This window comes from Sphingomonas chungangi (genome assembly GCF_013778325.1).
Taxonomy (GTDB): domain Bacteria; phylum Pseudomonadota; class Alphaproteobacteria; order Sphingomonadales; family Sphingomonadaceae; genus Solisphingomonas; species Solisphingomonas chungangi.
The window spans coordinates 44576-67753 of sequence record NZ_JACEIB010000007.1; the positions used below are offsets into that span (position 1 = coordinate 44576).

The following is a 23178-nucleotide window of genomic DNA, read 5'->3' on the forward strand; positions in this document are numbered from 1 at the left end:
CGTGTCCCCCCGGAGGTGGGCGGGAGCATTGCGGCACGGACGTTCAATAGCAAGCGGCGTTACGCCGCGACCAGCGCTTCTTCGGGGATCGTCAGCGTGAAGACCGCTCCGCCGTCCGGATCGGTAGCCGCCGTCACGGCAATCCCCATCGCGTCGGCGAAGCCCTTGACGATGGCAAGGCCGAGGCCGGAATCGCCGCTGCGATCGCTGCCCTTGCCGCGCGCGAAGGTGTCGAAGATCGCTTCCTCGTCGCCCGGCTGGATGCCGGGGCCGCGGTCACGCACCTGCAACAGCACTGCGCCCGCCGTGCGCCTTGCCTCGATCGCGATCGGCCCGTCGGGCGCGCCATGCTGCGCGGCGTTGGCGAGCAGGTTGATCAGGATGTGGTGGAGCAAACGAGGGTCCGCGCGCACCAGCGGCAGCGTTCCGGGGATCGCGAGATCGATGCGATTCTTCGCCAGCGTTCCCTTGAGATCGTGGACGGCGGCGCTGGCCGCGTCGGTGAGATCGATCGGCTCGGGCTCGAGCTTGAGCGCGCCGGCATCGAGGCGGACCATGTCGACGAGATTGTCGAGGAAGCGCTTGAGACGCTGCACCTCGCGCCGGGCCACTGCGATCTCGGGCGACTTCGGGGTCTCGGTCGCCAGCGCCTCGACGGCTCCCGCCACCGAGGTCAGCGGGGTACGCAGATCGTGCCCGATCGAGGAGAGCAAAGCGGCGCGCAGCCGGTCGCGCTCCTTGAGCAGGCCAAGCTCGCGCATCTCGCCCTCCATGCGCAGCCGCTCGTGCGCCAGCGCCGCCTGGTTGGCGATGGTGGAGAGCAGAACGGTGCGGTCGGCCGGCACCGGATCGCCGCCGTCGGCGCGGGCGAGGCCCATCACCGCCAGCGTGCCGAGCGCGGTCTTGAGCGGGTGGAACTGCCAGTCGGCGGCCGTCAGCGTCGCGGTGCCGCGCCCGGCGGGCTCGCCCTTGGACCAGCACCATTCCGCCGCCGCCTGATCGACCGGCCCGAGCGGCGATGCCTCGGGCTCGGCGGCCATGATGGTGAGCACGCCCTCGCGCTCGGCCATCAGCAGGGTGTCGCAATCAAGCAGCAGGCCGATTTCGTGGCAGACCGTGCCAGCCGTTTCTTTCCACGTCGAGGCGCGCGCCAGCGCCTGCCCGAAGGCGGCGACCTGCGCATTCTCCGACGCGCTGCGCGCCGAGAGGCTGGCGCGCATCCTGAGCCGACCGGCGAGATTGCTGACCAGGGCGGCGATGCCGATCAGCACACACATCGTCAGCAGGCTCTGCGGATCGGCGATGGTGAAGGTGTGGAGCGGCGGCAGGAAGAAGAAATTATAGGCAAGACCGGCGACGAAGCTGGCGAACAGGCCGGGGCGCAGGCCGAAGCGCTGGGCGGTCAGGATCACCGGCAGCAGGTAGATCAGGTCCAGCCCGCCGGCGCCGACCAGAGGTTCGACCAGATGGTCGATCACGGTGGTGACCGCCACCAGCAGTATGGCGATCACATATGGCAGCGGGCCGCCCCAGCCGTCGACGATCGGGGCGAGGCCGCGCCCGCGATTCTCGGCCGGACGGGTGGCGGGAATGACGTGGAGCGCGAGGCCCTCCGGCCCCTCCTGGATCATCCGCTGGACGACCGAGCCGTGGCGCAGCTCGAACCACCAGCTGCGGCGGGACTTGCCGATGACGAGCTGGGTCGCGCGGGTCGCGGCGATCTGGTCGAGCAACCCCTGCGCGACATTCTCCGCCGGCATGCGCGCGATCGTGGCGCCGAGGCTGGCGGCAAGGCGCAGCACGTCGGCGATGCGCTGGCGCTCGGTCTCGCCGAACGTGTCGGCGCGCGCGGTTTCGATCACCACCGCTGTCCACGGTGCCTTGAGCGCGTCGGACAGCCGCTTCGCCACGCGGATCAGCGTATCGCAGCCTGGCTGTTCGGAGACGGCGACCAGCACGCGCTCGCCGCCGGCATAGGATCCGGGGAGGGCACCCGCATCGAGCATCTCCAGCATCTGCCGGTCGACGCTCATCGCCGCGCGGCGCAGCGCCATCTCGCGCAGCGCCGAAAGGTTGGGCTTGGAGAAGAAATGCTGGAGGGCACGCGTCGCCTCCTCCGGCACGTAGACCTTGCCCTCCTTCAGTCGTTCGATCAGGTCGTCGGGCGGGATGTCGACCACCTCGATCTCGGCCGCCTCGAACACGCTGTCGGGTACCGTCTCGCGCACGCGGACGCGGGTGAAGCTGGCGACGACGTCGTTGAGGCTCTCGACATGCTGGATGTTGAGCGTGGTGGCGACGTCGATGCCGGCGTCGAGCAGTTCCTGCACGTCCTGCCAGCGTTTGGGGTGGCGGCTGCCCTCGACATTGGAATGGGCGAATTCGTCGACCAGAGCGAGCTGCGGCCGGCGGGCGAGCACCGCGTCGAGGTCCATCTCGGCGAGCTGATGGCCACGATGGTCGAACGTCTTGCGCGGGATGATCTCGAACGGCTCGACCAGCGCGTGGGTGTCGGCGCGGCCGTGTGTTTCCACCACCGCGATCACCACGTCGATGCCGGCGCGCAGCTTCTCGGCGCCGTCGAGCAGCATCTCGTAGGTCTTGCCGACGCCCGGCGCGGCGCCGAGGAAGATGCGCAGGCGCCCGCGCCCCTCGCGCGCGGACTGCTTCAGCAGGGCCTCGGGAGAGGGGCGCAGATCGTCGTTCATCGCGCACGCTTCTACGCTTCGCCGGAGCGGGACTCCACGCTGCTTATGCGATGCTGATGCCGAAACGGGATTTCCTCATTGCGCGGGCACGCGGGGCGCCCCATCAACCAGCCATGTCCATTCCCGCCAAGATCATGGTGATCGAGGACGATCCCGCCATCCGCCGCCTGCTGCGCGTCACGCTGGAGCGCGTGGGGCACGCCGTCGCCGAGGCCGCGACCGCGCGAGAGGGGCTGTCGCTGCTGGGGATCGAGAAGCCGCAGGTGGTGCTGCTCGATCTCGGCCTGCCCGATCGCGACGGGCTGGAGCTGGTGCAACTCATCAAATCGCAGGCGCAGGCGACATTGATCGTCGTCTCGGCGCGCGAATCGACCGGCGAGAAGGTGGCCGCGCTCGATCTCGGCGCGGACGACTATCTCACCAAGCCGTTCGACACCGAGGAGCTGCTGGCGCGAGTGCGTGCCGGGTTGCGCCACCGGCTCGATTCGCAGGGCGCCGAGCATCGCGTCGAGGCGGGCGAGGTGGTCATCGATCTAGACAGGCGCCGCGTCACCCGCGCAGGCGAGGAGGTGCATCTGGCGCCCAAGGAATATGGCGTGCTGGCATTGCTCGCCCAGCGGCCCGACCGGGTGCTGAGCCACGCCCAGATCCTGCGCGACGTCTGGGGGCCGGCGCAGGCGGATCGGGTGGAATATCTGCGCATCGTCGTGCGCGCTCTACGGCAGAAGCTGGAGGCGGACCCGGCGCGGCCCGCGCTGATCGTCAACGAGCTGGGCGTGGGGTATCGGCTGCGGCCGGAAGTTTAGCCCTTCCGGAAGGGTCACTCCTGCCCGCCGCCGCCCCAATGGCCACGGCCGCCACCCATGCGACCGCCGCCCATGCCGTGGCGCAGCCGCTCGATCGCGTCGAAGCGCGCCTGCTGGTCCGGCGTCAGCGTCGCGCGGTAGCTTTGCATCGCGTCCATGCGCTGCTGCATCCACGATCCGTCGGGCGGGCCGTGGCGGTCACTAGCCGGCGGCGCCAGCTTGCCGAGGAAGTCATCAAGCGCCGGGCGTTGGTCGGGGTGCAGGCCAAGCAGCAGCGCCATGTCGTCGGCGCGGCCGGCGGCGGCCTGCGCCGGGTCCATGCCCGACGGCGGGGGCGGGGCAGGCGGCTGGGCGACGACACCTCTGGCGATCAGGGTGGCAGCGGCAAGGCCGCCGAGCAGCAACTTACGCATCGGGATTCCCCTCGAATGGACGGGCACCTGCTCGCCTGCCTTTGTGTCGGCGGAATGTCCGCCGATCGGCGCGGCTGAAATCCTGTGCACACATCGCGCGCGCATGCGGTAGGTCATGAACATGGTCGCCCCCGTCGCCGATCGCGCCGCCGCCGCGCTGGCCCACCTCCTCGTCGTCGACGACGACGCCGGCATCCGGGTGCTGCTCGCCGAGCGGCTCGGCGCCTATGGCTATCAGGTGACGGCGGCTGGCAGCGTCGCCGAGATGGACCGGGTGCTGTCGCGCGGCGGCATCGACTTGATCCTGCTCGACGTGATGATGCCGGGCGAGGACGGCCTGTCCGCCTGCCGGCGCCTGATCCAGCAGGGCGGCCCGCCGGTGATCATCCTCTCCGCGCTGGGCGACGAGCAGGATCGCATCGTCGGGCTGGAGATCGGCGCCGACCATTATCTCTCGAAGCCGTGCAGCCCGCGCGAGATCCTGGCTCATGTCCGCGCGCTGCTGCGTCGCAACTCCGCCTCAGATGCACAGGCGGAAGGGCGGCGCGGCTATGCCTTCGACGGCTGGCGCATGGATCTCGATTCGCACGAGCTGTTCGATCCGGAGGGGGTGCTGGTCCACCTGTCCGACGGCGAGTTCGCGGTGCTGCGCGCCTTCGTCGAGCATCCGCGCCGGGTGCTGGCGCGGGAAGCCTTGCTGCATGCCGCGCGAGGGCCGGATAGCGACGCCTTCGATCGTGCGATTGACGTCCAGGTCTCGCGCCTGCGCCGCAAGCTGCGCGCCGGCGAGAGCGACCTGATCCGTACCGTGCGCAACGAGGGCTATCTGTTCGTTCCCAAGGTAACAGCCACGTGAGGGCAGGCGGTTGACGGGCGGACGGGCCTGGGTCCGCCCGCCGCTGTTCCTGCGCATTTTCGGCGTGATGCTGGCGGCGCTGATCACCGCGCAGCTGCTCGACTTCGCGTTGCTGCTGTCGGTGCCGCCGCCGACGCCGCGAATCTATCCGATCGCCGAGGTGGCACAGCAGTTGCGCGGCGAGACGCGGGACGAAGCCACCTATCGCGTCACCGAGACCGCCTCGCCGCCGGGCGACGAGGACGATCCGCGATCAATGCGGCAGCGCGCGCAATTGGCGCAGCGGCTGGGTGTCGGGCAGGCCGACGTGCGGCTCGATTTCGATCGGCCGCCGCTGTTCCTCAACCCGATCCGCCGGCCGCACTGGAAGGACGATATGCGCGAGCCGGTGCTGTTCGGTCATTTCAGCGCCGCGCTGCGCCTGCCGGACGGGGGCTGGCGGGTCGTCCGCCCGGCCTATCACGGGATCGAGCCGTGGCATTGGCGGATGCTGCTGTGGCTGCTCGGCCTGCTCGTCGCGGTGGCGCCCTTCGCCTGGTGGGTGGCGCGCCGCGTCGCCCAGCCGATCGGCCTGTTCGCCGCCGCCGCCGATCGGCTGGGTCGCGATCCGCGCGCCGATCCGATGGCCGTGGAGGGGCCGGCCGAGGTCGCCATCGCGGCGGAGGCATTCAACGGGATGCAGGCGCGCATCCGCCGCTACGTCGACGATCGCGTCACTATGGCGGCGGCAATGGCGCACGATCTGCGCACGCCGCTGATGCGCCTGTCACTGCGCGTCGAGAAGGCCGAGCCGGAGCTGCGCCGGCCGATGGAGGCCGACATCCACGAAATGCGCGAGATGATCGGCACCGCGCTCGCCTTCGTGCGCGACATCGACCGCCCGCCGCGCCGCCAGAAGCTCAGCTTGCGCGCGCTGGTGGAGAGCGTGGGGGACGAGATGGTCGATCTCGGCGCCGACGTCACGGTGGAGCCGGGTGCTGATGTCGTGATCGAGGCGGACGTGGCGGGCCTGAAGGCGCTGCTCGCCAACCTGATCGGCAACGCCGTCGCCTATGCGGGGCAGGCGCGCGTGCGGATCGCCAATCCCGATGGCCACGCGCTGATCGAGGTGGCGGATGACGGCCCCGGCCTGCCCGGCGACATGCTGGAGCGCGTGTTCGAGCCCTTCTTCCGCGCCGAGCCCTCCCGCAACCGCGAGACCGGCGGCAGCGGCCTCGGCCTCGCCAGCGCGCGGGCGGTGGCGCGCGCGCACGGCGGCGAGATCAAGCTGATCAACCGGGCGGAAGGCGGGCTTCTCGCCCGCGTGCTGCTGCCGCTTTGAAAGGCGCGCGGGGGGCGCTATCGCGATAAGACGAGGCAAAGGGAATCGAGATGCGGACGTTGTGGGTATCGTTGGGCGCGTTGCTTCTGTCCGGGACCGCCTTGGCCGATCCGCCGCAGCCGGCCGCCGCGCCGCCGGCGCCCGCCCCGGTGAGCGACATCACCGTCAACGGCACCGCGCAGGCGATCACGCCGCTCGGCGGCGGCCACATCTTCATCAGCCCGATGGGCGAGCCCTTCCACACCGACGGCGGCGTCTCGGCGGCGGAGCAGTGGTTCCGGGGCGCCGATACGAACCATGACAATCGGATCACGCCCAAGGAGTTCGTCGACGACGCGATGCGCTTCTTCAAGGTGCTCGATCTCAACCACGATCACGTGATCGATCCCGACGAGATCGAAAATTACGAGAGCGTGATCGCGCCCGAGATTCGCGTGATCAGCACCTATGGCGATCCCAACCTCGCCAAGACCGACGATGACGGCAACGTCACCGATCCGCCCTATCCGACGCGGCTCGGCGCGGGCCGCTTCGGCTTCCTCGACGCGCCCGAACCGGTGGTGACCGCCGACACGAATTTCGATCGCGCGATCAGCGAGCAGGAATTCGCAGCGACCGCGCTCAAGCGCTTCAAACTGCTCGACGCGAATGGCGACGGGGTGCTCACCCGCGACGAGCTGCCGCGCCTCGATATCCATCCCGAGCGCCGCGGTGGCCGCGGCAATCGCGATGTCCAAAGCGGTGGCGGCCATCGCCACCATGGCGGCGGCATGGGCGGTGGAGGAATGAGCGGCGGCGGGATGGGTGGCATGGGCGGCGGCTACGGCGGCTGACGCCGCTCAGGCGAGCACCGTCGCCAGAAACCAGATCCGCGTCGCCTGCGTGCGCATGATCGAGGCGCGGCAGTAACGGCACACGCCGCGATGGACGTCTCCGTTGCACTCCTTGCGCGCGGGGATGGGGGTATGCTTGCCGATCTTGCAGCGATCGGCGCGGGACAGGCGGGCCATCGGCGTCTCCTTTCGTCAGGAAGACGTGGCCCGCTCAGCTTTCCCTTGAATGTCGTCCTGTTACAATTTGTTCAGCTGCGCGAGGCCCGCATGTCCGGCGCGACATGCGGGCGCCGGGATCACTGCTTCATCATCTCGCGCGCTACGATCATGCGCATGACCTCGTTGGTGCCTTCGAGGATGCGGTGGACGCGCAGATCGCGCCACAATTTCTCGATCGGATAATCCTGCAGATAGCCGTAGCCGCCGTGCATCTGCAGCGCGCGGTCGACGATCGCCGATCCGGTGTCGGTGGCGAGACGCTTGGCCATGGCGGCGAACTTGGTCTTGTCGTGGCTGCCCGTCGTCACCTTGGCCGCTGCCATGTAGAGCAAGGCGCGCGCCGCCTCGAGTTCGGTCGCCATGTCGGCGAGGCCGAACTGGGTGTTCTGGAAATCCACGATGCGCGTGCCGAACTGGCGCCGCTCGGACGTATATCTCAGCGCCTCGTCGAGCGCGCGCTGCGCGCCGCCCAGCGAGCAGGCACCGATGTTGAGCCGGCCGCCGTCGAGGCCGGACATCGCGATCTTGAAGCCGTCACCCTCGTTGCCGACGAGGTTTTCCACCGGCACGTGCACGCCGTCGAAATTGACCTGCGCGGTCGGCTGCGAGCGCCAGCCGAGCTTCTTCTCGTTGGCACCGAAGGAGACGCCCTTCATGTCTTTCTCTATCACCAGGCAGGAAATGCCCTTGGGGCCTTCCGCGCCGGTGCGGACCATGACGACATAGATCTCGTTCTCGCCGCCGCCCGAGATAAAGGCCTTGGATCCGGTGACGACATAATGGTCGCCGTCCTTCACCGCCTTGGTCTTGAGCGCGGCGGCGTCGGAGCCGGAGCCCGGCTCGGTCAGGCAATAGGAGCCGATCCGGTCGCATGTCACCATATCCGGCAGATATTTGGCTTTCACGGCATCGTCGCCAAACCTGTCGATCATCCACGAAGCCATGTTGTGGATCGAGATGAAGGCGGACGTGGAGGGGCAGCCATAGGCCATCGCCTCCATGATCAGCGCGGATTCGAGCCGGCCGAGGCCGATGCCGCCCGATTCCTCCGAAACGTAGATCGCGCCGAAGCCGAGTTCGGCCGCGGCTTTCACCGTGTCGCGCGGAAAAATGTGATGCTCGTCCCACTCCGCCGCGAAGGGCGTGATGGCATCGGCGGTGAAACGGCGCGCGAGCTCCTGGATCTCGCGCTGGTCGTCGGTCAGGTCGAACTGCTGGGTCATGCCTGACCCTTACTCTCCTTTTTCTGACGGGGAAGAGGCCAGAGATCGCAGAATTGCAGGACGATGATGCAATTCCGCAAGGATCAGCGGCGGGTTTGCGGCCGCTCGGCGCGCATCCGATTGAAAGTGCCTTGCTAAAGGTTAATCATCATATCATTAGGAAACTAATGAAATCGGATCGCTATCTATTGGAGGCGTCGTTCGGCCGGCGCGTTCTGCCTCTGTCGCGCCGCTGGCGTGCCGCTGCGGATCGAGCGCTGGCCGATTGCGGCGTGTCGAGCGCGGCGGGATGGGCCTTGCTACATGTGGGGCGATTGGGCGACGATGTCCGCCAGGGAGAGCTCGTCGCGGCGCTGGACATGCAGGGGGCGTCGGTCGTTCGGGTACTGGACCAGCTGGAGACCTCGGCGCTGCTCACTCGCGCGCCCGATCCGGCCGATCGCCGTACCAATCGCATCCGCTTGACCGAGGCCGGCCGAGCGCTCGTCGGCCGCATCGAGGAGGCTCTGGCGGCACTCCGCCGCGACTTGATGGAAGGCGTGCCCGATTCCGCGCTCGCCGTCGCCGAGAGTGTGCTGCAACTGATCGACCAGCGGATGCTGCTGCTGCGCGAGCGCAACCGATGAAGGCGCTGATCCGGGCCGACGCGGATGCCGTGCTCTTCTCGCTCAAATGTTTCGTGGCCGCGATGCTGGCTTATTATATCGCGCTCCGCATTGGTCTGAACCGGCCTTTCTGGGCGGTGGTTACCTCCTACATCATCGGGCAGCCGCTGGCCGGCGCGGTGCTCTCCAAGGCGGTGTTCCGGCTGATCGGCACGGTGTTGGGCGCGACCGCCGCGGTGGTGCTGGTGCCGGCCTTCGTCAACGAGCCGGCGGTGCTCACCCTCGCGCTGTCCTTGTGGCTGGGCTTGTGCATATATCTCGCACAGCTTGACCGCACGCCCCGCGCCTACATCTTCCTGCTCGCCGGCTACACCGCCAGCATCATCGGCATCCCCAGCGTCGAGGCGCCGGGCGCGATCTTCGACACCGCCATCCTGCGCGTGCAAGAGATCACGATCGGTATCCTCTCGGCCAGCCTGATCCACGGCGCCGTCTTCCCGCGCACGGTGACGACGGTGCTGCTCAGGCGGATCGATGCGATCCTGGCGGATGCGGGCCGCTGGTCGATCGACTCGCTGGCCGGCGCGCGCGAAGCGCGGCTCGATATCGAGCGGCGGAAGCTGGCCGTCGATGTGGCCGAACTGCACCAGCTTTCGGTGCACCTGCCCTTTGATACCGAGCGGATCCTGCCCCGCGTCCGCACCGTGCGCGCGCTGCAGGATGCGCTGTCGATGCTGCTGCCGCTCGCCTCGACGATCGAGGACCGGCTGGCGGAGCTGGAGAATTGCCCCGGCGGCGTTCCCGATCCGGTCGCCGCTCTCGTGGCGCGCGTGCGGGTGTGGATCGAGGCCGGGGCCGCCCGGCCCGATCGCGAAACGACGGCGGAGCCCCTGATCGCCGAAGCACGCGCTCTGGAACCGCTGGCGCAACAGGCACCCGAGACCGGCCTGGTCTGGCGCGACATGCTGCTGCTCAACCTGCTGTCGCGGCTGGAGGAGCTGGTCGCGACGATCCGCGACGCGCATCTGCTGCGCGATCAGATCCGCTCGCCGAGCATTCGCTCCATCTCGCCGCGCGTACCCGAACTGCTCCGTTCGACCAGCCGCCGGCCGCTCCACCTCGATCGCGCGCTGGCGCTGCGTTCTGCGATGGGGACGATCGCGACGATCGCGCTCGGCTGCACCTTCTGGATCGCGACGGCCTGGAAGGACGGCGGCGGCGCCGTGCTGATCGCCGGCATCGCCTGCGCACTGTTCAGCGGATTCGACAATCCCCGCGCGGCGATAGGCAAGATGCAGCTGGGCTCGACCATCGGCCTCGTCGCCTCGATCCTCTACGCCTACACGGTCCTGCCGCGCGTCACCGATTTCGTGACTTTGGCGGCGGTGCTGGCGCCAATGCTGCTGATCATGGGCGTGTTGATGGGCAAGCCGCAGACGATGGCGGTGGGTACCGGCATCCTGATCGGCTTCCCGCAGACGGTCGGCCTCTACGCCACCTACGAAGCCGCCTTCGGGCCGCAGTTCAACGGCGCGATCGCGCAGTTCATCGGCATCGGCTTCGCCATGTCGACGGTGGGCCTGTTCCTGGCGGTGGGGGCCGAGGATCGCTTCGCGCGATTGGCGAAGGCGGGCTGGCGCGACGTCGCGCGGCGCGCCCGGGGCCGAGCGCCGGATGGCGCGCGCTGGATGGCGCTGATGCTCGATCGCGTCGGGCTCATGCTGCCGGCGATGGGCAAGGGCATCGATCCGGGCAAACCGCTGCTCGACGCGCTGCTCGACATGCGGATCGGCTTCGTCGCGGGCGAGCTCGATCTGCTGAAGCGCGGCGCGACCGAGGAGGAGCGCGCGCTGATCGCCGAGACCTTGGGCGGGGTGGGCACCTACTTCGGCCATCTCCGCCCCTCCAAATCGACGCCGCCTCCGCTCGAGGTGCTGGCCGACATCGATCGCGCTGCTGCCGTCTTCGCGCGTGACGAGGTGCCCGCACGCCGCCGCGACGGCCTGATCCTGCTCACCAGCCTGCGCCGCAACCTGTTCCCCGCCGCCTTGCCTTACGGAGCGGCGGCGTGATCGGCGAGGTCTCGATCGGCGGCGTCTTCTTCCCGCCTTTGTTGCTGCTCGGCCTGTTCGCGCTGGCGCTGACCGGCGTGCTGAGCCGCCTGTTCCAGATCGTCGGCATTTATCGCTTCGTCGCCTACCGGCCGCTGGTGGACCTCGCCCTCTTCGTCCTCCTGCTCGGCCTTGCCGTGCTCCTCACCGCGCATCTCGGACCGCAATCATGAACCCTGTCCTCTCTGCCGTCCTGCGCTGGATCGTCACCGCGCTGATCGTCACCGCCGCCATCCTCGTCGCGATCGCGCTGTGGCGCCGCTACGAGACCGATCCCTGGACGCGCGACGGCCATGTCCGCGCCGATGTCGTGCGCGTCGCGTCGGACGTGGGCGGGCTCGTCACCTCGGTCGCGGTCCACGACAACCAGATGGTCCACAAGGGCGATCTGCTCTTCGTCGTCGACATGCCGCGCTATGCCGATGCGCTGGGCCAGGCCGACGCCAACATCGCCAGCGCGCGCGCCAAGTACGAGCAGGCGCAGAAGGTCGCGCGGCGCGACATCGCGCTCGGCGATCTGGTGGCGACCGAGACGCACGAGGAGAATGTCGCGAGCGTGCAGACCGCCAAGGCCGCGCTCGACGCGGCGATTTCGGCGAAGCAGACCGCCGAGCTCAACGTGCACCGTACGGCGGTGCGCGCCTCGGTCAACGGCATCGTCACCAACCTCGATCTCCACCCCGGTGACTTCGTCGGCGCGGGGACGCAGGCGATGGCGCTGGTCGACTTGGATTCGATCCGGATCGAGGGCTATTTCGAGGAGACCAAGCTCCGCCACATCCATGTCGGTGACGAGGCACGCATCCGCCTGATGGGCGACGAGCGAGACATGGAAGGCCATGTCGACAGTATCTCGGCCGGGATCGCCGACGATCAGAGCAACAATAGCGCGAACCAGCTGCGCGCGGTCGACCCCACCTTCTCTTGGGTGCGGCTCGCCCAGCGTATTCCGGTGCGCATCCATGTCGACCGGATGGCGGCGGGCACTCAGCTGATCGCCGGCCGCACCGCCACCGTCACTATCCTGCCCGAGCAGAGTCCGAAGAAGTGAGGCGCGCCTTCGCTGCTCTGGCCGTCGCGTCTCTGCTCGCCGGCTGCACGGTCGGGCCGAACTATCACGTGCCCGATCGCGCGATGGCGAAGTCGCCCGCCGCCAACCGTCCCTTCATGAGCGGGCAGGAGGCGATGTTCGATCAGTCGCCGCTGCCCGATCGCTGGTGGACGCTCTATGGCGATCCCCGCCTCGATGGTTACTTACGGGAGGCGCTGACCGCCAACACCGACCTGCGTGCCGCCGACGCCAACCTGCGCCGCGCGAGTGAGGTGGTGCGCGAGGCGGAGGCGGGCCGCACCGTCCAGACCAAGATCGAGACGGCTGCATTCGGGGCCTATGTCGGCGGCTATACGCTTACCGTGCCGCTCGATCTGCCCTACAGCGCGGTGGCGTCGGCATCGATCGACTATCCGCTCGATCTCGCGGGCGGGATCAAGCGTGGCATCGAGGCGGCGAAGGAAGATCGCGAGGCGGTGGAGGCGGCGCGCGATCAGGTGCGCGTGACGATCGCGGCGGCGGTGACGCGCAGCTATGCGGATGTCTGCTCGGCCAATGTCACGCTGGCGGCGACGCGCCATGTCCTCGATGTGCAGACGCAGACACTTTCCTCGATCAACCGCCTGTTCAAGGGCGGGCGCGGCACCGCCTTCGACGTGACCCGCGCACGCACGGCCGCCGACAAGAGCGCTGCGGCGATTCCCGAGATCATCGCCGCGCGGCAGGCTTCGCTCTACGAGCTGGCGGCGCTCATGGGACGCGCGCCGTCCGATTATCCCGTGGAGCTGGAAAGCTGCGCAGAGCCGCCCAAGCTCGACCGCCCGATGCCGATCGGCGACGGCACCGCCCTGATCCGCCGCCGGCCGGACATCCGCGCCTCCGAGCGCCAGCTCGCCGCCGCCACCGCCGGGATCGGGGTGCAGATGGCGAAGCTCTATCCGCAGGTCTCTCTGGCGGGATCGGCGGGGTTCGCCAACTCGATCTCCAACTTCTTCACCGGATCGAGCTTCGGCGGCTTCGCGGGGCCGCTGATCAGCTGGGCCTTTCCCAACCGCAAGGCGATCCACGCTGAGATCGCGCAGGCGGGCGATGCGGCGGATGCGGCATCCGCGAAGTTCGACGGCACGGTGATCGAGGCACTCCGCCAGACCGAGACCGCGCTCGACGCATATGCCCGCGAGATCGAGCATGACGGGGCGCTGGAGAAGACCCGCGACGATGCGGCGAAATCGACGGATCAGGCGAACAAGCTGTTCCGCTACGGCCGTACCGACGTGCTCAACGTCCTGACCGCGCAGGCCAATCTGGCGGAGGCGGAAGCCGCGCTGGCGCAATCGCGCGCGACCTTGATCGACCGGCAGGTGAATGTGTTCCTCGCATTGGGCGGGGGATGGGAGGATGCGCCCACGGCGCCAGTCCCGGGTCAGCTTTCGCCGAACAGCTCGCGCTGAGCCTTCTCCAGCTCGTCCGCGTAGCGCTTCCGGACGTGGCTCTCGGTCAGCAGCCCCAGCACGCCGCCGTCGCCGTCCACCACCGCTAGGTCGTCGACGCCGAGCCGGTCGAAGGCCTGCATCACCTCGGCAATGTTGCGCTCGGGCGTCACCGTCTCGTCGGGGCGGCGGGTGAGGGTATCGACCGGGTCCTCGAGATCCACCCCGTCCGCATAGGCGCGGGTGGTCGGCACCATTCCGGCATAATGCTCGTCATCGTCGATCAGGATCACCCGGCTGGTCGAGCCCAGCGGGTTGCGCCTCCGAAACTCCGCGATGGTGATGTCGGCGGGCACCGCGACCGGCGCCTTGCGCATCATCCGCCCGGCGGTGAGCTGGCGCACCCAGCCGATGTCGCGCGCCGACTTGATCACTTCGCCGCGAAGGTGGAGGCGCCAGGTCGAGAAGCTGTAGCCGAACAGCTCGCGCACCAGTGCCGAGGCGACGAGGCTGGCGGTGAGCACGATCCCGGTCAGCTGGAAGTCGCGCGTCGCCTCCAGCACCAGGAAGCTCATCGTCATCGGCCCGCCGACCACCGACACCGCCAGCGCCGCCATGCCGACCAGCGCGGCGTCCTGCGCCCAGAGGTGCTGTCCGGGCAGGAGCAGTTCGGTGACGTCGCCATAAATGCGCCCCACCATCACGCCAAGGAACAGGGAGGCGAAGAACAGGCCGCCGCGAAAGCCGAAGCCCAGCGAGATGCACGATGCTAGCATCTTGAGCGCGAAGATGATGCAGAGGATCTTGAGCGGCGCGTCGCCTGCCAGCGCGAGATGCAGCGCGCCATGCCCGGCTGACAGCGCCTGCGGCGAGATATGCGCGATCGGCATCAGCAGCAGCCCGCCGACGAAGGGGCGCGCGGCGGGCGGCAGCTTGGTCCAGCGCACGCCCTGTTCGAGCAGGCTGACCGCGCGCATCAGCACGATTCCAGTCAGCGCGCAGGCGATGCCGATGCCGATGAACGCGAGATAGTCGAGGTTGCGGGAGATGCCGGTGGAATCGACGGTGATCAGATAGGGGACCGCGCCCATGCTCCGCGCCGTCGCGACGCCGGCGATCGCCGCCGCCGCCACCGGTGCGATCGCGGCGGGGGTATAGGCGCCGATGACGATCTCGAAGGCGTAGAAAGCCCCGGTCAGCGGCGCGCCGAACGCGGCGCCGATCGCCGCACCTGTGCCGGCGCCGACCAGCACGCGCATGTCGGCGCGGCGCAGACTCAGCCACTTGCCCAGCACCGAGGCGATGCCGCCGCCGATCTGCGCATAGGCCGCCTCCAGCCCCACCGAGGCGCCGAAGCCGTTGGACACGAAGGTCTGTCCGGTGACGCTCAGCGTGTCGCGAAAGGGGACGATGCCACCGTGCAGCGCGTTCGCCTCGACGACGTCGACCGGGGTACGCTTGCGCCAACGATCGAGCGCAAGGATCAGCAGCCCGAGCACCGCGCCGCCCATCGGCAGCGCCAGCAGGCTCGTCGTGTCGAGATGCGGCGCGGCGCTCAGCCGCATCGTGCCGGGCAGATGATAGAGCCAGCGCTGCAGCCGGTGCGCGGCAGCGCCCAGCAGCACCGCCAGCCCGCCGCCGACCGCGCCGACCACCACCGCCAGCAGGATGAAGGTCGCCTCGCTCTGGCGGAACCGGCGCCTCAGCGCGATCCCGATGCGAAAGACCTTCTGCAGCGACACATGTGACTCCCGGTTGCGGGAGCCTTTAGCACGGCTCGTCAGGGAGTCAGCCTGTTTCCCGCAGGTTTTGCGGGAATTACGCCAGCGCCGCAGCGACCCGCTCCAGCGCCTCGCGCTCGATCTGATGGAGCTCGGCGATGGTCAGATCGAGCGCGTGGCGCTGATGTTCCAGCTCGTCGGCGCGTTGGCGGGCGCGGCCGGCGAGCGCCTTCATCTGCTCCACATGCTGCGGATCGGCATCGTAGAGATCGAGGAACTGCTTGATGTCCTTGAGGCTGAAACCAAGCCGCTTGCCGCGCAGGATCAGTTGCATCCGGCCGACCTCGCGCCTGGTATAGATTCGCGTGGTGCCGACCCGGCGGGGCTCGATCAGCCCCTTGTCCTCGTAGAAGCGCAACGTGCGCGGCGTCACGCCCAGATCGCAGGCCACCCTCTGGATGCCCTGCAGTTCATCCCCGTCTTTCGTCACGCCGCTCACCCCGCCCCTCTGAAGGCCTTAGCCCCGATCGTTCAATTCCGGCCTGCCTTCTCTTTTTCTTCCGCCACCAGTTCCTTCTTGGAAAGCTTTCCGATCAGGGTCTTGGGCAACTCATCGCGGATTTCGATCGCCTTGGGCATTTCGAGCTTGTTGAGCTTGTCCCTGAGGAAATCGCACAGTTCGTCGACCGTCGCCGACTGGCCGGCCTTGAGCGTCACGAACGCCTTGGGCGCCTGGCCGCGATATTCGTCGTCGATCGCTATGCACACCGCCTCGGCGATGGCGGGATGCTCGTAGAGCGCCTCCTCGATGGTGCGCGGATAGATGTTGTAGCCGCTCGCGATGATCAGGTCCTTCATCCGGTCGACGATGAAGAGGTAGCCGTCCTCGTCGAGATAGCCAACGTCGCCGGTGCGCAGCGCGCCGTCGACGAAGACCTGCGCGTCGGCATCGGGCCGGTTCCAATAGCCCTTCATCACCTGGGGACCGCGCGCGCAGATCTCGCCCTTCTCGCCCTGCGGCAGGACCTTGGTGGGATCGTCGAGATCGCGGATCTCGATCACGGTGCCGGGGAAGGCCGGGCCGGCGCTGTTGTCCTTGGGCGGTGCGCCGAGCGGATTGCAGGTGATGATCGGCGAGGCTTCGGACAGGCCGTAGCCCTCGACCAGCGGCGTGCCCATGCGCTGCTCGAAGCGCTGGCGCGTATCGAACGGCAGCGGCGCGCCGCCCGAAACCGACCATTGGATTGAGCTCAACTTGGCCAGATCCTTGTCGGACAGATTATTGAGCGCGCCGTAGATGGTCGGCACGCCGTAGAAGGTGGTGCACTTGGTGCGCGCCACCGTGTCGACCGCCTGCTTCAGCTCGAAGCGCGGCAGCAGCACCAGCTCGGCGCCGTTGTCGATGCCGTAGTTGAGGATGCTGGTCAGCGCGAAGACATGGAAGAGGGGCAGCACGCCGAGGATGCGTTGCTGCTCGTTCGGGTCCATCTGGCCTTCGACGAACACACCCATCTGCGCGCAATTGGCGGTGAGGTTGCCGTGGGTCAGCATCGCCGCCTTGGGCTCGCCGGTGGTGCCGCCGGTATATTGGAGCACCGCCACGTCGTCGGTCTTCACCGAGACGGGATCGGGCTTCTTGTCGGACGCGACCAGTGCATGGAACTGCACGTGCAGCGCGTCTTGCGGCACTTGCGCGATCTCGCCGCGCTTGAAGATGCGGTAGCCGATCGACTTGAAGGTCGGCAGCGCGCCCGAGATCGGGCAGACGATCAACTTGCGCAGTTTGAGTTGCTCGGCGACCTTGGTCACCTTGTCGTGGATCGAGGTGATGTCGCAGGTGGCGACCACCTCGCAGCCCGAATCCTCGATCAGGTGGCAAAGCTCGCGTTCCACGTAGAGGGGGTTCAGGTTCACGACGATGCCGCCGACGCGGAAGGTCGCGAAATAGAGGATCACGTAATAAGGCGTGTTGGGCAGGCAGAGGCCCACGCGGTCGCCGGGCTTGACCCCGATATCCTGCAGGCCGCGTGCCGCATGATCGACCAGCGAGCCAAGCTCGGCGTAGGTCCAGCGGCGGCCCATGAAATCGATCGCGACGCGTTCCGGCCAGGTCGCCACGGCATGATCGAGCAGATCGGTGAGCAGGCGCGGCGCAAAGGAAGGATGGCCGGAGCCACCCTTCCCCGATACAGGCCGCGGATCGGATGTTGCCACGGCGTCGGTCATCAGAAGGCGAGATGCCCGCCGAGCGAGAAGATCGTCGCGTGGGCGTTGTGCAACTCGCCCTCGTTGACGATCGCCGTTTCCACCGGCGTGCCGACATAGGCGTAGCTTGTGCTGTCGATCTTCACGCTCTGGATCTTATCGTAGTTGAACGCGGCATCGATGCCCATGTGATCGGTCATCTCGTAGGATGCGCCGGTCGCGAAGTTCCAGCGATTGCCGTCCGGCACGCGCGGATCGCGGAAGCCGGTGACGACCGGTGACAGGTCGCGCTGCACACCGCCGCGCCAGGTCAGCTTCTTGCTCACCTTGTAGTCGAAGCCGCCGGCGAACGACCAGGTGTTCTTGTAATTCTCGTTCACCTGCTGATCCGGGTTGGAGCCGAGATTGGTCAGGCGGATCGCGTCGAACTTGCTCCAGCCGAAGCGGTTCACCTGGCCGTTCAACGTCAAGCGCGGCGTGAGATGGTAGCGCATGCCGAAATCGACCTGCCACGGCGTCGTGAAGCTTGCGTTCGCATTGTCGACGCGCTGGTTGGCGCCCTGCGTAGCGAGCAGGCCGCTCAGCCCGTCGACGATCAGATGACCCTTGAGATGATGCTTGATCGCGGACTTGTAGCTGACGCCGATGTCCACCTTGTCGTTATGGTACTGGAAGCCGAACGAGTAGCCGACGTCCCAGCCCGAACCCTTGAGATACTGGTGTCCGTCCGGCGTGTTGAGCGCCGAGGAGAGCGGGCCGCCGACCGTCTGGCCTAGCAGCGCGCCAAGCTGCGGCCCGAGCAGGTTGGTGAAGCTGCTGGTCAGCGAATTCTGGATGTTGGCCAGCGGGTCCGGCAGGTAGTTGGACAGGGTCGCGCGGACATATTCGATGTTCGGCGCGGCACCGATGCTGAGCCCGCCATGGTGCCAGGCCAGCGATGGCTGGAAATCGAAGGTGCGCAGGCGCGACTTGTCCGCCGAATAGCGCGTCCAGTCGTCCTTGCCGTAATTGGTGGTGAAGCTGTACGGCGATGTCATCGTGAAGCCGAACGCGAAACCGGCCGGCAGCGGCATCGCGAAACCGCCATTGGGCAGATAGCCCTTGTTCACCATGTTGTGGACGTTCTGGTTGCCGCCCACCGGATCGACGCTCGACGCGATGGAGGGATATTGCAGACCGCCAGGCAGAGCCGGCAGGCCGGGCACCGAGCCGAGCGGGAAGCCGGGACGGTGCACCGTCGTTCCGGTATTGGTGGCGTCCGCCGTCGGCAGGATCGCGGTGAAGCCGACATAGTTCTGGAAGCTCGTGATGCCGCCGATCGCGGCCGGGTTCCACCATTGCTGCTGGGCACCCTGTTCGGAAACTTCGCCCGAAAAGGCGCGGCCCTCGGCCTTGGTGGACTGCTCCTGCAGATAGAAGGCGGCGGCATTCGCCTGGGCCGCCAGGCCCGTCGCCGCCGCCAGAGCGGCGGAGGCGAGGAGCGCGGTCTTTTGAATTTTCATGATATCTCCCTAATCCTTGTCCCGGCTTTTACAGGCCGGTGACTGCGCTAACGCAGGTTAGCCGATGCGGGTCCTTCAGCGGACCCGGGTCCATGTGTCGGTCTTGCAGGCGGGCCAGATGATGCAGCCACGCAGCTTGAGCGAATTGGCGTCCACCGGCGTGATCTTGCCGCTATAGGTGCCGCCGTCGCTGGGATTGTAGACTTTGCCGCCCGACCAGGCGCTGCCGTCCCAGCTGAAGCCGCTCAGCATCTGGATGCCCTTGAGCTGGCGCCCGCGCTGGGCCTCGTCCTTGTTGTTGACGTCCTTGGCGGCGGGGTTCGCCTTGATGTCGTCGCCGCTTTGCAGCGTACCGCACAACGAGCTACCGCACTTCTGGATGTCGATGATGCCGTTCTTTACCGGCGAATGCCAGGTGCCGACCACGGAATCGGCGGATTGCGCGGCCGCGGCCATCGCGAAAAGCATGGTAAGCATGAGGGGCCTCTCCTCCTCGACTGGAACATCTCGACCCATGTCGCGCTCTTGTCGGCGCATCGGGCCACCGCCTGCCGCTACGGCAGGGCGACTCGTACCTTGTGGCGGAAAAATTGGTTGACGTATAGGGAAATCATCGCACCTTTAAGGCAACTCGCCGACGTTCTATATGAACGGCGGTACATTTCAGGAGAGGATTCGGATGACCGACGTCGTGATCGCGGGTTATGCCCGCTCGCCCTTCACGCTGGCCAACAAGGGCGCGCTCGCTCGCACCCGCCCCGACGATCTCGCGGCCCAGACCATCCGGGGCCTGCTCGATCGCACCATGGTCGACCCGGCCGAGATCGAGGACATCGTGCTCGGCTGCGCCTTCCCCGAGGGGGAGCAGGGCCTGAACGTCGCACGGCTGATCGGGTTGCTTGCCGATCTTCCACTCCAGGTCGGCGGCGTCACGATCAACCGCTTCTGCGGCTCGTCGATGAGCGCGATCCATTATGCCATGGGCCAGATCGCGATCGGCGCGGGCGACGCCTTTATCTGTGCCGGCATCGAATCGATGAGCCGCATCCCGATGGGCGGCTTCAACCCGATGCCCAGCCCCGAGCTCTACGCCAAGCGCCCAGGCGCCTATATGGGCATGGGCGAAACGGCCGAGAATGTCGCGCGCGACTACCAGATCCCGCGCGCCGAGCAGGAGGCGCTCGCCGTGAAGAGCCAGCAGAAGGCGGCCGCCGCGCGCTCGGCCGGCAAGCTCGCCGACGAGATCGTGCCGATCAAGACCAAGGGTGGTGAAGTCTCCGAGGACGGCATCATCCGCGCTGACACCACGGCCGAAATCCTCGCCGGCCTCAAGCCCGCCTTCGACAAGGACGGCACCGTCACCGCCGGCACCTCCTCGCCGTTGACCGACGGTGCGAGTGCCGTGCTGGTCACTTCGGCCGAGTTCGCCGCGAAGCATGGCCTCAAGGTGCTCGCCAAGATCAAGGCGGTCGGCATCATGGGCTGTGCGCCCGAGACGATGGGACTTGGGCCCATCGGCGCCAGCCGCAAGGCGCTGGAGCGTGCCGGCATCACCGCCGACCAGCTAGACGTGGTGGAGATCAACGAGGCCTTCGCCAGCCAGGCGATCGCCTGCATCCGCGATCTCGGCCTCAAGGAAGAGACGATCAACATCGACGGCGGCGCGATCGCCATCGGCCACCCGCTCGGCGCGACCGGCGCGCGCATCGTCGGCAAGGCGGCGGCGCTGCTGGAGCGCGAGGGCGGCAAGTACGCGCTCGCCACCCAGTGCATCGGCGGCGGGCAGGGCATCGCCACGGTTCTGGAGCGCGCATAACATGGTCGGCCCAAACCCAACCAACGGCATCAAGAAGGTCTGCGTCATCGGCTCCGGCACGATGGGCGCGGGCATCGCCGCACAGGTCGCCAATGCGGGTGTCCCCGTGCTGCTGCTCGACATCGTGCCGAAGGAGGGCTCGGACCGCGACGCCATCGCCAAGGGCGCGGTGGCGAAGATGCTCAAGACCGACCCGGCGCCCTTCATGTCGAAGCGCGCCGCCAAGCTGGTCGAGACCGGCAATATCGACGATCATCTCGACAAGGCCGGCGAGTGCGACTGGATCGTCGAGGCGATCGTCGAGCGGCTCGACATCAAGCAGTCGCTCTACGAAAAGCTCGAGAAGGTGAAGAAGCCCGGCACGGCGGTCTCCTCCAATACCTCGACCATCCCGCTCGGCCACCTCGTCGAGGGCCGGTCGGACCAGTTCAAGCGCGACTTCCTGATCACCCACTTCTTCAACCCGCCGCGCTATATGCGGCTGCTGGAGATCGTGGCTGGGCCGGAGACCGATGCCGGCCTCGTCGCCAAGGTCGAGGCGTTCGCGGACCGCGCGATGGGCAAGCGCGTGATCCATACGCATGATACGCCGGGCTTCATCGCCAACCGGCTCGGCACCTACTGGCTGGCGATCGCGGTCAATGCCGCGATGGATCTCGGCGTCACCGTCGAGGAGGCGGACCAGATCGGCGGCCGTCCGATGGGCGTGCCCAAGACCGGCATCTTCGGCCTGATCGATCTCGTTGGCGTCGACCTGATGCCGCTCCTCTCCAAGAGCCTCGGCGACACGCTGCCCAAGGGAGATCCCTATTTCGACACGATCCGGCCGATGCCGCTGGTCGAGAAGATGATCGCGGAAGGCTATACCGGCCGCAAGGGCAAGGGCGGCTTCTACAAGCTGGAGAAGGGCAAGGACGGCAGCCGCACCAAGCTGGCGCTGGACCTCGCGTCCGGCGAATACCGCGCCGAGCAGAAGCCCGCGCCTCTGCCCGGCAAGGCCGAGCGCGATCTCGCGGCGCTGGTGACGGCGCCGGGCAAGGTGGGTGAGTATGCCTGGGCGGTGCTCGGCCCGGTCCTCTCCTATGCGGCCAAGCTGGTCGGCGAGGCGGCGGACGACATCGTCGCGATCGATGATGCGATGAAGCTCGGTTACAACTGGAAGTTCGGCCCGTTCGAGCTGATCGACCGGCTCGGGCCGGGCAAGCTCGCCGAGCGCCTCGCGGCCGAGGGCAAGCCGGTGCCGGCGCTGCTCAAGGCGGTGGGCAACAAGCCCTTCTACCGGATCGAGAACGGCAAGCGCCAGTACCTCACCGAAGACGGCTCCTACCGCGACGTGAAGCGCGCCGAGGGCGTGCTGCTGCTCGAGGACATCAAGCTCGGTGCCGAACCGCTCGCCAAGACCGGTTCTGCTTCGCTGTGGGATGTCGGCGACGGCGTGGCCGCGATCGAGTTTACGGCCAAGATGAACGCGCTCGACGAGGAGGTGATCAAGCTGATCAACCTCGCCATCCCGATCGTGAAGGCGCAGTTCAAGGCGCTGGTGATCTACAACGAGGGCAGCAACTTCTCGGCCGGCGCCAATCTCGGCCTCGCCATGTTCGCGGTGAACATCGCGGCGTGGAGCGAGATCGAGAAACTGATCGCTGGCGGGCAAGCGGCGTTCAAGGCGCTGAAATACGCGCCCTTCCCGGTGGTCGCGGCGCCGGCGGGCCTCGCGCTCGGCGGCGGCTGCGAGATCTGCCTGAACTCGGATGCGATCCAGGCCCATGCCGAAACCTATATCGGCCTGGTCGAAACCGGCGTCGGCCTCGTGCCGGGCTGGGGCGGCAACGGCGAGATGCTCGATCGCGCCGCCAAGCCGAAGATGATGCCCAAGGGGCCGATGCCGGCGCTCGGCAAGGTGTTCCAGACGGTCTCGACCGCCACCGTCGCCAAGTCGGCGGCGGAGGCGAAGGAGCAGATGTTCCTGCGCGAGAGCGACGGCATCACCATGAACCGCGATCGCCTGTTGGCGGACGCCAAGGCCAAAGCGCTGTCCCTGGTCGACGGCTATGCCCCGCCCGAGCCGCCGGTGTTCAGGCTGGCCGGCGCCAGTGGCCGCACCGGCCTCAGCATGGCGGTGCGAGACTTCCAGAAGAAGGGCATCGCAACCGCTTATGACGGCGTCGTGGCCGATCGTCTCGCCGAGGTGCTGACGGGCGGCGAGGCCGATCTGATCGATACCGTCACCGAGGACCAGTTGCTCAAGATCGAGCGGGCGAAGTTCCTCGAAAGCATGAAGGACAGCCGCACGCAGGCCCGGATCGAGCATATGCTCACGACGGGCAAGCCACTGCGGAATTGACAACCATGGCCCCG

General features: G+C 67.7%; 20 protein-coding genes. 11 read left to right on the top strand and 9 right to left on the bottom strand.

Annotated elements, in window-relative coordinates:
- Positions 1-59: 59 nt before the first annotated feature.
- A complete protein-coding gene (locus tag HZF05_RS11440; RefSeq protein WP_160366496.1) occupies positions 60-2708 on the bottom strand; it encodes a sensor histidine kinase in 2649 nt (882 codons plus the stop codon).
- 113 nt (positions 2709-2821) lie between these two features.
- Between HZF05_RS11440 and HZF05_RS11445 the strand changes: the two genes are divergently transcribed.
- On the top strand, positions 2822-3514 hold the full coding sequence (locus tag HZF05_RS11445) for a response regulator (protein ID WP_181638853.1): 693 nt from the start codon (positions 2822-2824) through the stop codon (positions 3512-3514).
- Positions 3515-3528: 14 nt separating this feature from the next.
- On the opposite strand, the gene HZF05_RS11450 is transcribed toward HZF05_RS11445, so the two are convergent.
- A complete protein-coding gene (locus HZF05_RS11450; RefSeq protein ID WP_160366497.1) occupies positions 3529-3927 on the bottom strand; it encodes a hypothetical protein in 399 nt (132 codons plus the stop codon).
- Between the two features lie 121 nt (positions 3928-4048).
- On the opposite strand from HZF05_RS11450, the gene HZF05_RS11455 reads away from it, so the two are divergent.
- Genes HZF05_RS11455 through HZF05_RS11465 form a run of 3 tightly spaced genes read left to right on the top strand, consistent with a single transcriptional unit; the run spans position 4049 to position 6937 of the window.
- Positions 4049-4783 (top strand): response regulator, encoded by a 735-nt coding sequence (locus HZF05_RS11455; RefSeq protein WP_160366764.1) that lies wholly within the window; start codon positions 4049-4051, stop codon positions 4781-4783.
- Between the two features lie 10 nt (positions 4784-4793).
- The gene (locus HZF05_RS11460) at positions 4794-6104 is read left to right on the top strand and encodes a sensor histidine kinase (RefSeq protein ID WP_246331943.1); all 1311 of its coding nucleotides are present in this window, start codon (positions 4794-4796) and stop codon (positions 6102-6104) included.
- Between the two features lie 50 nt (positions 6105-6154).
- The gene (locus HZF05_RS11465; RefSeq protein ID WP_160366498.1) at positions 6155-6937 is read left to right on the top strand and encodes an EF-hand domain-containing protein; all 783 of its coding nucleotides are present in this window, start codon (positions 6155-6157) and stop codon (positions 6935-6937) included.
- A 6-nt stretch (positions 6938-6943) separates the two neighbouring features.
- Here HZF05_RS11465 and HZF05_RS11470 read toward each other — a convergent pair whose 3' ends face one another.
- Together HZF05_RS11470 and HZF05_RS11475 are read right to left on the bottom strand one after the other, a co-directional pair.
- The gene (locus tag HZF05_RS11470; protein ID WP_160366499.1) at positions 6944-7114 is read right to left on the bottom strand and encodes a hypothetical protein; all 171 of its coding nucleotides are present in this window, start codon (positions 7112-7114) and stop codon (positions 6944-6946) included.
- A 119-nt stretch (positions 7115-7233) separates the two neighbouring features.
- Positions 7234-8379 (bottom strand): acyl-CoA dehydrogenase family protein, encoded by a 1146-nt coding sequence (locus HZF05_RS11475; protein WP_160366500.1) that lies wholly within the window; start codon positions 8377-8379, stop codon positions 7234-7236.
- 53 nt (positions 8380-8432) lie between these two features.
- On the opposite strand from HZF05_RS11475, the gene HZF05_RS11480 reads away from it, so the two are divergent.
- Genes HZF05_RS11480 through HZF05_RS11500 form a run of 5 tightly spaced genes read left to right on the top strand, consistent with a single transcriptional unit; the run spans position 8433 to position 13597 of the window.
- Positions 8433-9005: a MarR family winged helix-turn-helix transcriptional regulator gene (locus HZF05_RS11480; RefSeq protein ID WP_246331945.1), complete on the top strand. Its 573-nt coding sequence runs from the start codon at positions 8433-8435 to the stop codon at positions 9003-9005.
- Positions 9002-11056 (top strand): FUSC family protein, encoded by a 2055-nt coding sequence (locus HZF05_RS11485; protein ID WP_181638854.1) that lies wholly within the window; start codon positions 9002-9004, stop codon positions 11054-11056. The genes HZF05_RS11480 and HZF05_RS11485 overlap by 4 nt, the downstream gene beginning before the upstream one ends.
- Positions 11053-11268 (top strand): DUF1656 domain-containing protein, encoded by a 216-nt coding sequence (locus tag HZF05_RS11490; protein ID WP_160366501.1) that lies wholly within the window; start codon positions 11053-11055, stop codon positions 11266-11268. Before HZF05_RS11485 ends, HZF05_RS11490 begins: the two co-directional genes overlap by 4 nt.
- Positions 11265-12146, top strand: coding sequence for an HlyD family secretion protein (locus HZF05_RS11495; RefSeq protein WP_160366502.1), 882 nt, complete (start codon positions 11265-11267; stop codon positions 12144-12146). Before HZF05_RS11490 ends, HZF05_RS11495 begins: the two co-directional genes overlap by 4 nt.
- Entirely contained in the window at positions 12143-13597 is a 1455-nt protein-coding gene (locus HZF05_RS11500; protein ID WP_160366503.1) for an efflux transporter outer membrane subunit, read from the top strand. Before HZF05_RS11495 ends, HZF05_RS11500 begins: the two co-directional genes overlap by 4 nt.
- On the opposite strand, the gene HZF05_RS11505 is transcribed toward HZF05_RS11500, so the two are convergent.
- The 5 genes from HZF05_RS11505 to HZF05_RS11525 form a co-directional block, all read right to left on the bottom strand.
- A complete protein-coding gene (locus HZF05_RS11505) occupies positions 13570-15318 on the bottom strand; it encodes a chloride channel protein (protein ID WP_160366504.1) in 1749 nt (582 codons plus the stop codon). The two genes, HZF05_RS11500 and HZF05_RS11505, sit on opposite strands and share 28 nt — an antisense overlap.
- A gap of 76 nt (positions 15319-15394) precedes the next feature.
- Positions 15395-15787, bottom strand: coding sequence for a MerR family transcriptional regulator (locus HZF05_RS11510; protein WP_160366505.1), 393 nt, complete (start codon positions 15785-15787; stop codon positions 15395-15397).
- Between the two features lie 41 nt (positions 15788-15828).
- Entirely contained in the window at positions 15829-17523 is a 1695-nt protein-coding gene (locus HZF05_RS11515; protein ID WP_160366506.1) for a long-chain-fatty-acid--CoA ligase, read from the bottom strand.
- Entirely contained in the window at positions 17523-19004 is a 1482-nt protein-coding gene (locus tag HZF05_RS11520; RefSeq protein ID WP_160366507.1) for an OmpP1/FadL family transporter, read from the bottom strand. Before HZF05_RS11520 ends, HZF05_RS11515 begins: the two co-directional genes overlap by 1 nt.
- Before the next feature lie 75 nt (positions 19005-19079).
- Complete coding sequence (locus tag HZF05_RS11525) at positions 19080-19481, bottom strand: DUF2147 domain-containing protein (protein WP_160366508.1); 402 nt, start codon at positions 19479-19481, stop codon at positions 19080-19082.
- A gap of 202 nt (positions 19482-19683) precedes the next feature.
- On the opposite strand from HZF05_RS11525, the gene HZF05_RS11530 reads away from it, so the two are divergent.
- Positions 19684-20820 (top strand): thiolase family protein, encoded by a 1137-nt coding sequence (locus HZF05_RS11530; RefSeq protein ID WP_160366509.1) that lies wholly within the window; start codon positions 19684-19686, stop codon positions 20818-20820.
- A gap of 1 nt (position 20821) precedes the next feature.
- On the top strand, positions 20822-23164 hold the full coding sequence (locus HZF05_RS11535) for a 3-hydroxyacyl-CoA dehydrogenase NAD-binding domain-containing protein (RefSeq protein WP_160366510.1): 2343 nt from the start codon (positions 20822-20824) through the stop codon (positions 23162-23164).
- Positions 23165-23178 lie beyond the last annotated feature (14 nt).

What these genes read in the sequence shown, in the direction of transcription:
- HZF05_RS11440 (WP_160366496.1), bottom strand. Translation starts at nt 2,708, where the DNA reads ATGAACGACGATCTGCGCCCCTCTCCCGAGGCCCTGCTGAAGCAGTCC.
- HZF05_RS11445 (WP_181638853.1), top strand. Translation starts at nt 2,822, where the DNA reads ATGTCCATTCCCGCCAAGATCATGGTGATCGAGGACGATCCCGCCATC.
- HZF05_RS11450 (WP_160366497.1), bottom strand. Translation starts at nt 3,927, where the DNA reads ATGCGTAAGTTGCTGCTCGGCGGCCTTGCCGCTGCCACCCTGATCGCC.
- HZF05_RS11455 (WP_160366764.1), top strand. Translation starts at nt 4,049, where the DNA reads ATGGTCGCCCCCGTCGCCGATCGCGCCGCCGCCGCGCTGGCCCACCTC.
- HZF05_RS11465 (WP_160366498.1), top strand. Translation starts at nt 6,155, where the DNA reads ATGCGGACGTTGTGGGTATCGTTGGGCGCGTTGCTTCTGTCCGGGACC.
- HZF05_RS11470 (WP_160366499.1), bottom strand. Translation starts at nt 7,114, where the DNA reads ATGGCCCGCCTGTCCCGCGCCGATCGCTGCAAGATCGGCAAGCATACC.
- HZF05_RS11475 (WP_160366500.1), bottom strand. Translation starts at nt 8,379, where the DNA reads ATGACCCAGCAGTTCGACCTGACCGACGACCAGCGCGAGATCCAGGAG.
- HZF05_RS11485 (WP_181638854.1), top strand. Translation starts at nt 9,002, where the DNA reads ATGAAGGCGCTGATCCGGGCCGACGCGGATGCCGTGCTCTTCTCGCTC.
- HZF05_RS11495 (WP_160366502.1), top strand. Translation starts at nt 11,265, where the DNA reads ATGAACCCTGTCCTCTCTGCCGTCCTGCGCTGGATCGTCACCGCGCTG.
- HZF05_RS11515 (WP_160366506.1), bottom strand. Translation starts at nt 17,523, where the DNA reads ATGACCGACGCCGTGGCAACATCCGATCCGCGGCCTGTATCGGGGAAG.
- HZF05_RS11520 (WP_160366507.1), bottom strand. Translation starts at nt 19,004, where the DNA reads ATGAAAATTCAAAAGACCGCGCTCCTCGCCTCCGCCGCTCTGGCGGCG.
- HZF05_RS11525 (WP_160366508.1), bottom strand. Translation starts at nt 19,481, where the DNA reads ATGCTTACCATGCTTTTCGCGATGGCCGCGGCCGCGCAATCCGCCGAT.
- HZF05_RS11530 (WP_160366509.1), top strand. Translation starts at nt 19,684, where the DNA reads ATGACCGACGTCGTGATCGCGGGTTATGCCCGCTCGCCCTTCACGCTG.
- HZF05_RS11535 (WP_160366510.1), top strand. Translation starts at nt 20,822, where the DNA reads ATGGTCGGCCCAAACCCAACCAACGGCATCAAGAAGGTCTGCGTCATC.